The sequence below is a fragment of the Azotobacter bryophylli genome (genome assembly GCF_042643485.1).
In the GTDB taxonomy this organism is placed as follows: domain Bacteria; phylum Pseudomonadota; class Gammaproteobacteria; order Pseudomonadales; family Pseudomonadaceae; genus Azotobacter; species Azotobacter bryophylli.
Genome location: NZ_JBHRSJ010000035.1, coordinates 146,272 through 156,764, shown reverse-complemented (window position 1 = coordinate 156,764; position 10,493 = coordinate 146,272). Strand labels below are relative to the sequence as shown.

Below are 10,493 nucleotides of genomic sequence, written 5' to 3'. Positions count from 1 at the left end.
TCGGACAGATCCTCCCTCGGCGCCGCTCCGGCCGCGTCGAGTCAAGAACGGCTCTTATCGGATTGCATGACGATGGATAAACAAGCTCGCCCTGCCGACGCCCGCACCGGCATCCAACCCTTTCCCGACTACCCGGGCAACGCCCGCAGCTTCGTCCACCTGGACGCCCGGCTGCTGCCGTACTGGCACACCCTGTTCGACGTCTGCCCGGCCCTGCTCAAGCTCGATCCGCCAGACGGCACGCGGATCTTCCGCGAGTTCATGACCTGGGCCTACTGGCGGCACATCACGCTGAACTGGAGCTTCCACCTGCAGGTCTGCCGCTGGCTGCTGGAGTCCGACTATCGCCAGGAGATCGAGGAAGAACACATCGAGGCCCTGATGATCGCCTCGGCCGCCCGCTGGGTGGCCACGGATGACAGCCAGGCGGTAGGTGTGGTACTCACTTGGCAGGGATCGGCAACGCCAATCTTCGACTGGAAGAACAGCGGGCAACCCCTCCTCCACCCGGTACCGGCCGAACAGGAAGAACTCCCGCCCTCCCCCTGGGATTTCGCCTGGTGCCCGCTGGGCACCCGCACCGGAAGCGGCTTCCGACGCTGGTTGCGAGTCTGATTCTGCGACAGCCCGCCACACCCCCGCGGAAAAACCCTGCCCAAGGCAGAGCGCGCGCGGGGGCCTGCCCTCCCTGTGTCAGCCTGTCGCACTGGCGGCCAGGGAACCGGCGCCAGAAACTGGCACTGTCTTGAGCACGCTAAGGTTTCCACGAACCGTTCAAGTCACCATCAGCACTTGCTGTATTCAACGGTCCCCCGCGAGGGGGGCCTTTTTTCGACAACCAAAATCCTGTGATCGATTTCGCCGATATCTGCCGCCGAATGATAGTCGCCTGCGAACGCTCACTCCCCGGTACGCGCGATCGACTCTGAATCGATCGCTCAGCGACGCGTCCTGCAGCAGTGACGGCCTCTCCGATCCCCGATGCCAATAACGGAGAAGTCTGCGTGCCGCTATCCACTACTCCACCATCACCCTGGCGAATCCCGCTGGTGCGGGAAATGGGCGTCGTTCTTCTGCTCAAGCTGGTCATCCTGCTGGCCATCAAGATGGTCTGGTTCAGCGAACCGACCGTACCGTTGGACGGCAGCGAACGGGTCGGAGCCCACCTGCTTGGAACCCCGAATTCTTTGACCTTGAACGAGGAGAAACCGAGATGATCTCGGAAACCGTCGTCGATCTCTCGCGGCTGCAATTCGCCATGACCGCGATGTACCACTTCCTGTTCGTCCCCCTGACCCTGGGCATGACCTTCCTGCTGGCCATCATGGAGTCGGTCTACGTGATGACCGGCAAACAGGTGTACAAGGACATGGTCAAGTTCTGGGGCAAGCTGTTCGGCATCAACTTCGCCCTCGGCGTCACCACCGGCATCACCATGGAGTTCGAGTTCGGTACCAACTGGGCCTACTACTCCCACTATGTCGGCGACATCTTCGGTGCGCCGCTGGCCATCGAGGGCATGATGGCCTTCTTCCTCGAATCCACCTTCATCGGCATGTTCTTCTTCGGCTGGGATCGCCTGTCCAAGGTCCAGCACCTGATCGTGACCTGGCTGGTGGCGCTGGGCTCGAACCTCTCGGCGCTATGGATCCTGATCGCCAACGGCTGGATGCAGAACCCGGTGGGCGCCGAATTCAACTTCGAGACCATGCGCATGGAGCTGGTCGACTTCGGCGCCCTGGTGTTCAACCCGGTGGCCCAGGTCAAGTTCGTCCACACCGTATCGGCCGGCTACGTCACCGGCGCCGTGTTCGTCCTGGCGATCTCCAGCTACTACCTGCTGAAGAAGCGCGACCTGGGCTTCGCCCGCCGCTCCTTCGCCATCGCCGCGGCCTTCGGCCTGGCCTCGATCCTCTCGGCGATCATTCTCGGCGACGAATCCGGCTACGAGGTCGGCGACGTGCAGAAGGCCAAGCTGGCTTCCATCGAAGCCGAGTGGGAGACCGAGGAGGCGCCGGCCGCCTTCACCCTGTTCGGCCTGCCCAACCAGAAGGAGCAGCGCACCGACTACGCGGTGAAGATTCCCTACCTGATGGGCCTCATCGCCACCCGCTCGGTGGATACCCAGGTGACCGGCATCAAGGACCTGGTCGCCGAGCATGAGGAGCGCATCCGCCACGGCATCCAGGCCTACGCCCTGCTGGAAAAACTGCGCGCCGGCGACAAGAGCGCGGAAAACATCGCGACCTTCAAGGAGCTCAAGCAGGATCTCGGTTACGGCCTGCTGCTGAAGAAGTACACCCCGAACGTGGTCGACGCCACCGAAGAACAGATCAAGCTCGCCGCGCTGGACACCATTCCCAACGTGTTCAGCCTGTTCTGGAGCTTCCGCGCCATGGTCGCCTCGGGCTTCCTGATGCTGGTCCTGTTCGGCTGCGCCTTCTGGGCCTCGGCACGCCGGAACGAGGAGTACAAGCCGTGGCTGCTGAAGTTCGCCCTGTTCAGCCTGCCGCTGCCGTGGATCGCCGTGCAGACCGGCTGGTACGTCGCCGAGCATGGCCGTCAGCCCTGGTCCATCGGCGAGGTGCTGCCGACCCATCTGTCCGCCTCCAGCCTGTCCAGCGGCGACCTGATCGGCTCGATACTCGCCCTGGTCGGCTTCTACAGCCTGCTGCTGGTGGTCGAGCTGTACCTGATGATCAAGTTCGCCCGCCTCGGCCCGTCCAGCCTGCACACCGGCCGCTACCACTTCGAGCTCGCCGCCAAGGCCGCCGAACGGTCCGCCCGCCCGGCGCAGAAGCAAACCCCGCCGGTCCACGCATGAGGAACACGCCATGTTCGATTACGAAACACTGAAACTCATCTGGTGGGTGCTGATCGGCGTGCTGCTGATCGGCTTCGCCCTCACCGACGGCTTCGACATGGGCGCCATGGCGCTGATGCCCTTCGTCGGCAAGACCGACAACGAGCGCCGCGTCGCGATCAACACCATCGCCCCGCACTGGGACGGCAACCAGGTCTGGTTCATCACCGCCGGCGGCGCACTCTTCGCCGCCTGGCCGATGGTCTACGCCGCGGCCTTCTCCGGCCTGTACTGGGCGCTGCTCTTGGTGCTCTTCGGCCTGTTCTGCCGCCCGGTCGGCTTCGACTACCGCAGCAAGCTGGAGAACCCGACCTGGCGCAACGCTTGGGACTGGGCCCTGTTCACCGGCGGCGCGCTGCCGGCCCTGCTGTTCGGCGTCGCCTTCGGCAACCTGTTCCTCGGCCTGCCGCTGCGCCTCGACCCGATGATGCGCGCCTCCTTCGAAGGCTCGTTCTTCTCCCTGCTGCATCCCTTCGCCCTGCTCGCCGGCGTGGTCAGCCTGAGCATGCTCTGCGCCCACGGCGGCTCCTGGCTGATGCTGCGCACCGACTCGGCCCTGTTCGAACGCTCGCGGCAGGCCACCCGCCTCTGCTCGCTGGTGTTCCTCTGCGCCTTCGCCGGCGCCGGGGCCTGGCTGGCCACCAGCATCCAGGGCTTCAGCCTGGTCGGCGGCTTCGACGATCTGGGCGCGGCGCTGAACCCGCTGCACAAGCAGGTGGCGCTGGACAACGCCGGCTGGCTGGCCAACTACAGCCGCTACCCGCTGACCCGCCTCGCGCCGCTGGTCGGCCTGGGCGGCGGCCTGCTGGCCCTGTTCGGCGCCCAGATCGGCCGCGGCGGCCTGGCCTTCCTCGGCACCAGCCTGGCCATCATCGGCACCATTTGCACCGCCGGCTTCGCCCTGTTCCCCTTCGTCATGCCCTCGACCCTCGACCCGGCTTCCAGCCTGACCCTGTGGGACGCGGCGTCCAGCCACAAGACCATGGGCATCATGCTCGGCGTGGCCAGCGTCTTCGTGCCGCTGATCATCGCCTACACCCTGTGGTGCTACGTGCGCATGTGGGGCCGGCTGAGCAACAGGACCATCGAAGCCAACCCGCACGGGCTGTACTGAAACGAGCCTGACCGGCGCGGGGCTCTTCCCCCCGCGCCCATGACCCGATACAGACGCCCGCGTCCGCGCGGGCAAGGAGAACACGATGTGGTATTTCGCCTGGATTCTCGGAGTGCTGCTGGCCTGCAGCTTCGGCATCATCAACGCCCTCTGGCTGGAGACCACCCAGCGCCTGGACGAGGAGCCCGCGGGTGACGATTGAGCCCCGTTCCTGGCTGCAGCGCGGACCCTTCCGCGCTGTCTCCCTGCTGCTGGCAGCGCCGCTGGCCCTGCTGCTGCTGATCCACCCGGCCGCCATGCTCGACGACAAGGCCCACTACAGCCACGGCCTGCTGTCGCTGGTGATGTGGGGGATCTCCTGCGGCTTCATCCACGGCGTCGGCTTCACTCCCTACAGCCGCCTGTGGCGCAGCGTCTTCCACCCCCTCGCCGGCTGGCTGATGATGGGCCTGGGCTATGCGATCCTCTGGCGGGCCCAGCACTGAGCCGCCCGCCTTCGCCCTATTGACCGGACAGCCGAACTGATGCCCCATATCGGCTGCGGCGTTCGCGAGGGATGCCCGCGTTTCCCAGTCGATCACAGTCACCGAACAGGCCAGTCTTATGAGCACGAACAAGCCCTACGTCCCCTATAGCCAGCGCGAACAAGGCTACCGGGAAAAGGCACTGAAGATGTTTCCCTGGGTTTGCGGACGCTGCGCGCGGGAGTTCTCCGGCAAGCGTCTCAGCGAGTTGACGGTCCACCACAAGGACCACAACCACGACAACAACCCCGAGGACGGCTCCAACTGGGAACTGCTCTGCCTGTACTGCCACGACAACGAGCACTCCCGCTACACCGACGCCCAGTACCAGACCGCGCCCCGGCCCGGCGCCGATCTCGGGCCGAAGACCACCTTCAAGGCCTTGGCCGGCCTCGCCGACCTGCTCAAGAACAAGCAGGACTGAACCCTCCTCCGCGCCTGCGCCCGGCGGGACGCCCCGCCGGGCGCAGAGCCCGTCCGGCGGAAAAGCGCCGCGTCGCCGGACTTGCGCGCCCTCGTCGAACCACCGGTACTAGACTCAGGAATGGCACCCGATCATGCGGCTCCGGCCCGGTCGGGCCGATCTCTTTCCGGGACGTAGGTATCCGACGAAACGGGAGGTGTGCGATGAATCGGCATTATTACGTCAGCGACGATCTGAACGAACTGGAGCGGGTCGAGCAGGAGCTGGAGGCCAGCGGTATCGACACCGAGCAGATCCACGTGTTGAGCGAGCGGGACGCCGAGCTCGACCACCACGAGCGCCTGCACAGCGTGCCATCCTTCATGAAGACCGATGTGGTCAACTCCGGCAGAAGAGGCCTGTTCATCGGCCTGACGCTGGCCGTCCTGATCCTGGTGGTGGCCCATCTCAGCGGCTGGACGGACAGCTTCGCCGGCTGGGTCCCCTTCGTCTTCCTGGCCCTGGTGGTCTTCGGTTTCTGCACCTGGGAAGGCGGCTTCTTCGGCATCCAGAGCCGGAACCGGCTGTTCCGTCCGCTGCAGGAAAAGCTGCAGCAGGGCAAGCATGTGTTCTTCGTGGATGTGGAGCCGGCCCAGGAAGGCGTGCTGGAGCAGGTCGTCCGGCATCACCCGCGGCTGGAAGTAGCCGGCACCGGCGAGGCCATGCCCCACTGGGTGATGAGCGGCGAGAAGAAATGGCATCGCTTCAAGAAGACGATCTGAGAACGGCGTGCCGCGGGCCGGCCCCGGCCGTCCCATGAGCCGGCGGTCTTGGCTCGCCCTGCTCCTGCTGCTCTGCTGCACCTGGGCGGTGGCTTTCTCCGACAGCGAGGACGAGTATTCCCGCTGCATCCTCCAGTACCAGAAGCAGGCCAAGGAGAACCAGGCCGCCATGCTCATCGCCCAGGCCTGCAACAAGCTGCACAACGAGGGGGGCTTCCTGTTCGACCGGGAAAAGGCCTACTACCAGTGCCTGCTGGATAACCTGCCGGGGGTCAGGAACAGCATCGCGGTGCAGAAGATACGCAGCGCCTGCAACCAGCTCTATCTCGAATGATCGTCCGCTGCCATCACTTGACCAGCAGCACCGGCACCGGCACCTGATGCACAACGCGGGTGGCCACCGAGCCCATGACCAGGTTGGACAGGTTGTTCATTCCGCGGGTGCCCATGGCCACGGTATCGCAGTCGTACTGGGTCACCGCCTTGGCGATCTCGCTCACCGTGTCGCCGAGCAGCTCGTGGGTGCTGGTGCGAATGTTGTGGGCGCGGAGAATGGCGGCGCCCCCGGCGTTCAGCTTGCGGGCGTGCTCGAGCGCCGCGTCGACCAGGGTCTCCAGGGTCGGCCCGGTGATGTAGTCGCCGTAGAGCATGGGCTGTGCCTGCACGTTCACCAGATGTACCTCGAGACCGGGCATATCCTCGGCCAGGTCGACCAGGTACAGCAGGGCGTGCTTGGCGCTTTCCGAACCGTCAAAGGGAACCAGAACCTTCTTCATCTGCCGCATCCTTCCAGTCGGTGGAAAGGGAAGCCGTCGCGAAAGCCCCGGGAGCCGGAGCCTTAGGCGCCGGCGGACTGGTGCAGCCGCTCGTTCAGCGCGTCGACCAGCGGCGCCCAGTCGGCGTTGTTCTGCAGCTCGTCCTGCAGGAGCGTGGACTGCGCCTGGGTCCAGAACGGGGCTTCGGAGACCTTGACGCCGTTGGGAAGCGGAGAATGGCTCTCGATGAAGGCCTCGATGCTGTCGTAGTCGGACGGCAGGCCCAGTTGATCGAACAGGGAAGTCAGGCTATGGACGGGCAGTTCCATGTTCTCCTCCTCTGCCAGCGTGGGAACCTTCTTTAACCTTAGCGGAAAATTCGCCGCCGGGCGGACGACGACACGGGAACGGAATAACCGATCGTGAAAAGTACCCGAAGAAAGGATTGTTGATCGGGCGCCGGAGAGGTATGGTGAGTCGGCTGTTTGCATGTGCCACCGCAAATCGTTTTAGCTGATCGCCGTTTGATCGTGTTTCGATTTCCTGACTCTTTGCACTCAGTCACCGCCTGGTCCATACCGGGCACAGCTTCCAACTTTGTACGAGGAGTCATCCATGTCCAACCGTCAAAACGGTACCGTCAAGTGGTTCAACGATGAGAAAGGCTACGGCTTCATCACTCCCGAGAGCGGCGCCGATCTGTTCGTCCACTATCGCTCCATCCAATCCGGCGGCTTCAAGAGCCTGAAGGAAGGCCAGAAGGTCTCCTTCGTGGCCGTGAAAGGCCAGAAAGGCATGCAGGCGGACGAAGTGCAGGTGATCTGATCGCCGCTACGTCCCCTCGGAACCGGCCCTCGTGGCCGGTTCTTCGTTTTCGGCGACCGGTAGCTCATGACTGTCGGTAGCGCACCAACCGCCTGAGCAGCGGTCGCCCGGCCAGGTGCAGGAACACCGGCGCCCCGGCGAGCAGGTAGAAGTAGTAGGTCACCGCCCGCCAGATCAGGATGCCCGCCGCGGCGGTCGATTTGCCCACCAGCGGCGCCAGCAGCGCCACCGAAGCCAGCTCGGCGCTTCCCGCCCCGCCCGGCAGCAGGCTGATCTGCCCGGCGCTGAGGGCGAGCATCTGCACCAGGAAGGTCCAGGCCCAGTCCAGCTCGCGACCGAGCCCGCGCAGGGCGAGGTAGAGCACGCTGTAGCGCACGACCCAGTGCGCACTGCTGATGAGGAACACCCCGAGCAACAAGGTCCGCGGCAGACGCAGGCTCTGGCGCAGCGCATTGCGGAAGCGGATCACCTTGCGCCCCAGGCTGAAGCGCCGGCGCGCGCTCAGTCCCAGCCGGCGCAGGATGCGCCCGTTGAAGCGGAACATGTGGCGGTGAAAGCGCCCGAGCAGCACCAGCAGCACGAGAGCGCCGCCCAGCAGCGACACGCTGGCGCCGAGCAGCGTCGCCAGATGCGGATTCAGCGCATGGGACAGCCCGTAGACCAGGATGCCGAGCAGCGCGCAGGCGAACACCAGCAGATCGACCAGTTGATCCACCGCGAAGGTGGCGGTCCCTTGCGCCGGCGCCACGCCGTTGCGCATCAGCAGCGCCATCAGGGTCAGCGGCCCGCCGGCGCCGCCGGGAGTGGCGCAGATGGCGAACTCTGTGGCCATGACGATGCCCAGCGCCCGTTTCTGGCCGAGCCGGTGGCGCGGCAGCAGCAGGCGCAGACGCAGGGCATTGAGGTTCCAGCAGAGCAGGATCATGGCGAGCATGCCGAGCAGCAGGCCGGCCGGGAAGTCGCGCAGTTGCCGCCACAGACCGGTGCCGCCGAACAGCAGGGGAATCAGCAGGGCGACCAGCAGTGCGCTCAGCAGCAGCCAGAGACTGCGGCTCATGCAGTCGCGCTCGCGCCCTGCTCCTGCTGGCGCAACCAGTCGATCTTGGTCAGCGGCCGCCGTCCGTCCTCCAGCATCCGCCGCAGCAGGCGCAGCCAGTAGGCCCGGGAGAACTCATGGCGCATGTCCACCGGGTGCAGCCCGAGGCGTACCACCGGCGCCTGGCGGTGGAGCGCCGCGGTTCCCGCGCAGACCAGCCGCGACACGCCGCGCCGCCAGGCGCTGCGGGCGCTCCAGGTCAGGCCAGGCGCAGCCACGGCCTGGAAGTCGGGCAGCCGGTAGAGATGATGCAGGCCGCTGGTGTAGCTGAGCCCGCTGTCGCGCAGGGCGCGGCGGGTGCCGTCGCTCATCAGCCAGGCCGGGGCGACGAAGCCGTGCAGCGGCCAGCCGAGGCGCTCGAACAGTCCCATACCGCGTTCCAGACGCTGGCGCGCCGGAGCTTCCTCCAGCCGGTAGAACTCGCCCTCGTGGGTGTAGATGCGGCGCATCAGCCAGTCGCCGGGCGTGCGCGGAGCCACCCCGTCGTCCTGGTGGAAGTAGCCGTGCAGCGCCAGCTCGTCGCCGCGGGCCAAGCGCTCCTCCAGCCGCCGGCGCAACCCCGAATGGGCTTCCAGCGGCTGGCGGCTGTGGAAGTCCGGCACCACCAGCCAGGTGATCGGAACCGGTCCCAGCGCGTCCACCTCCTCGACGAAGCGCCGATAATCGCTCCAGGTTTCGGGCGCAACGTCATGCAGGACCAGTAGAAAACTAGACATGCACGGCGACCGGCAGCTCGACCGTACCGAGCACGGCGTGATAGTGGGCGAGCAGGCCGGCGACCACGGCGTCCCAGGCGTGATAGGACTCGACGTGCAGGCGCGCCAGGCGTCCCAGCCGCGCCGCATCGCTGGCGAACAGCTCGCGCACGGTCGAGACCATCGCCTTGGGATTGTTCGGCCGGCACAGGCGACCGGCGCTGAACGGCACTATCTCGGCCAGCGCGCCGGCACGCACCGCGACCACCGGGATGCCGCAGGCCATGGCCTCCAACACCACCAGGCCGAAGGTCTCCTGGTCGCCGGCATGCAGCAGCACGTCGCTGCTGGCCAGATAGCGGGCGACCTCCGGGGTCGGGCAGTAGCGGTTGATCACCGTGACGTTGTCCGGTACCCGCTCCGGCATGTCGGGCCCCACCAGCAGCAGGTGATAGCCGCGGCCGAGGCTGCGGGCGGTCTCCAGCAGGATGTTCAGCTTCTTTTCCCGCGAGCCGCGACCGGCGAAGATCATCAGCCGGGTCGACTCGTCCAGGCCGAGCTTGCGCTTCAGCTCGGGGTCGCGCCGCTCCGGCTTGAACATCTCCAGGTCGACCCCTAACGGCTGCACGTAGACGTTCTGCAGACCGAGCCGCACCAGCTTCTCCGCCATCACCCGGCTGGGCGCCAGCACCCGGTCGAAATGGCCGTAGAGACGGGCGACGTAGCGGTTCACCCGATCGCCGCACCATTCGCCGACGCGCTTTCTGGCCAGCAGGGGCAGATCCGAGTGGTAGAAGCCGATCACCGGGATATCCAGCCGCCGGCCGGCCTCCAGTGCGGCCCAGGCGGTCAGGTACGGATCGCCGACCTCGATCAGGTCGGGCTGCAGGCGCTCCAGCTGCTGGCACCAGGGCTGGCGTCGCAGGGGAAAGCGGTAGCCCTTGCCGAACGGCAGGAGGGGCGCGGGAATCTCGTAGATCTCGCCCTGCTCGCGCAGGCTCTCCCCGGGGATCAGGACGCTGTGCCGAATACCGGAATACAGGCGCAGCCGTCGGTGCTTGGCCTCGATATAGGTACGCACGCCACCGCTGCTCGGCGTGTAGAACATGGTCATATCGGCGATGTGCACGATGGAGGTTCCTCCGTCCGAAATCCTTTGGGGGGCACGGCTCCCGATGGTTCCCCATCGCTGCGAACGCGGCCGGCTTCGCCACCGGATACCGCAGCGCTATTGCAAAGATAGCCGCTGCCGTACCTGCTGCCAGGACACCCCGGTCGACCGACGGGCGCGTGCAAGGGACTAAAGGTAGACCGGCCGGGCCACTCAGGAGTTTCCCAGGGCGACGCAACCGTTACGGGGACGGACGCTCGACGCCCGCGCCCTGCCCCACTTCGGGCACGAATCGGACGCCAGTGTCGAGTGACGGAATCAGAAG

15 protein-coding genes are annotated in these 10,493 nt (G+C 66.1%); 10 read left to right on the top strand and 5 right to left on the bottom strand.

Translation table 11 applies throughout. The annotated features are described in order from the left end of the window. Positions 1-66: 66 nt before the first annotated feature. The 9 genes from ACFOJE_RS19695 (at position 67) to ACFOJE_RS19655 (ending at position 6,020) form a co-directional block, all read left to right on the top strand. On the top strand, positions 67-615 hold the full coding sequence (locus tag ACFOJE_RS19695) for a putative natural product biosynthesis protein (protein WP_377816614.1): 549 nt from the start codon (positions 67-69) through the stop codon (positions 613-615). A gap of 443 nt (positions 616-1,058) precedes the next feature. After that, positions 1,059-1,217: a cytochrome oxidase putative small subunit CydP gene (gene cydP / locus ACFOJE_RS19690; RefSeq protein ID WP_377816612.1), complete on the top strand. Its 159-nt coding sequence runs from the start codon at positions 1,059-1,061 to the stop codon at positions 1,215-1,217. Continuing rightward, positions 1,214-2,824, top strand: a complete 1,611-nt coding sequence (locus ACFOJE_RS19685) for a cytochrome ubiquinol oxidase subunit I (RefSeq protein ID WP_377816611.1) — start codon at positions 1,214-1,216, stop codon at positions 2,822-2,824. The genes cydP and ACFOJE_RS19685 overlap by 4 nt, the downstream gene beginning before the upstream one ends. Before the next feature lie 10 nt (positions 2,825-2,834). Then, positions 2,835-3,977 carry a cytochrome d ubiquinol oxidase subunit II gene (cydB, locus tag ACFOJE_RS19680; RefSeq protein ID WP_377816609.1) on the top strand — a complete coding sequence of 381 codons (1,143 nt, stop codon included), beginning with the start codon at positions 2,835-2,837 and terminating at the stop codon, positions 3,975-3,977. Positions 3,978-4,062: 85 nt separating this feature from the next. Then, entirely contained in the window at positions 4,063-4,179 is a 117-nt protein-coding gene (gene cydX, locus ACFOJE_RS19675; protein ID WP_377816607.1) for a cytochrome bd-I oxidase subunit CydX, read from the top strand. Continuing rightward, positions 4,169-4,462 (top strand): cyd operon YbgE family protein, encoded by a 294-nt coding sequence (locus ACFOJE_RS19670; protein WP_377816605.1) that lies wholly within the window; start codon positions 4,169-4,171, stop codon positions 4,460-4,462. The genes cydX and ACFOJE_RS19670 overlap by 11 nt, the downstream gene beginning before the upstream one ends. Positions 4,463-4,580: 118 nt before the next feature. Continuing rightward, positions 4,581-4,925, top strand: a complete 345-nt coding sequence (locus tag ACFOJE_RS19665) for a YajD family HNH nuclease (protein WP_377816603.1) — start codon at positions 4,581-4,583, stop codon at positions 4,923-4,925. Between the two features lie 203 nt (positions 4,926-5,128). Beyond that, positions 5,129-5,686 (top strand): magnesium transporter, encoded by a 558-nt coding sequence (locus tag ACFOJE_RS19660; protein WP_377816601.1) that lies wholly within the window; start codon positions 5,129-5,131, stop codon positions 5,684-5,686. A 34-nt stretch (positions 5,687-5,720) separates the two neighbouring features. Continuing rightward, the gene (locus tag ACFOJE_RS19655) at positions 5,721-6,020 is read left to right on the top strand and encodes a VF_A0006 family four-cysteine protein (RefSeq protein WP_377816600.1); all 300 of its coding nucleotides are present in this window, start codon (positions 5,721-5,723) and stop codon (positions 6,018-6,020) included. Between the two features lie 13 nt (positions 6,021-6,033). Here the strand turns inward: ACFOJE_RS19655 and ACFOJE_RS19650 are convergent, their stop codons facing one another. Next, the gene (locus tag ACFOJE_RS19650) at positions 6,034-6,462 is read right to left on the bottom strand and encodes a universal stress protein (protein WP_377816598.1); all 429 of its coding nucleotides are present in this window, start codon (positions 6,460-6,462) and stop codon (positions 6,034-6,036) included. Between the two features lie 62 nt (positions 6,463-6,524). Further along, positions 6,525-6,770 carry a DUF2789 domain-containing protein gene (locus ACFOJE_RS19645; RefSeq protein WP_377816596.1) on the bottom strand — a complete coding sequence of 82 codons (246 nt, stop codon included), beginning with the start codon at positions 6,768-6,770 and terminating at the stop codon, positions 6,525-6,527. Between the two features lie 286 nt (positions 6,771-7,056). Between ACFOJE_RS19645 and ACFOJE_RS19640 the strand changes: the two genes are divergently transcribed. Continuing rightward, complete coding sequence (locus ACFOJE_RS19640; RefSeq protein WP_377816594.1) at positions 7,057-7,266, top strand: cold-shock protein; 210 nt, start codon at positions 7,057-7,059, stop codon at positions 7,264-7,266. Positions 7,267-7,330: 64 nt separating this feature from the next. On the opposite strand, the gene ACFOJE_RS19635 is transcribed toward ACFOJE_RS19640, so the two are convergent. From ACFOJE_RS19635 to ACFOJE_RS19625, 3 genes are read right to left on the bottom strand one after another with little or no spacing between them, the layout of a single operon-like run. Further along, positions 7,331-8,323 (bottom strand): lysylphosphatidylglycerol synthase transmembrane domain-containing protein, encoded by a 993-nt coding sequence (locus tag ACFOJE_RS19635; protein ID WP_377816592.1) that lies wholly within the window; start codon positions 8,321-8,323, stop codon positions 7,331-7,333. Beyond that, positions 8,320-9,078, bottom strand: coding sequence for a DUF2334 domain-containing protein (locus tag ACFOJE_RS19630; protein WP_377816589.1), 759 nt, complete (start codon positions 9,076-9,078; stop codon positions 8,320-8,322). The genes ACFOJE_RS19635 and ACFOJE_RS19630 overlap by 4 nt, the downstream gene beginning before the upstream one ends. Next, positions 9,071-10,186 (bottom strand): glycosyltransferase family 4 protein, encoded by a 1,116-nt coding sequence (locus ACFOJE_RS19625; protein WP_377816587.1) that lies wholly within the window; start codon positions 10,184-10,186, stop codon positions 9,071-9,073. The genes ACFOJE_RS19630 and ACFOJE_RS19625 overlap by 8 nt, the downstream gene beginning before the upstream one ends. Between the last annotated feature and the right edge of the window lie 307 nt (positions 10,187-10,493).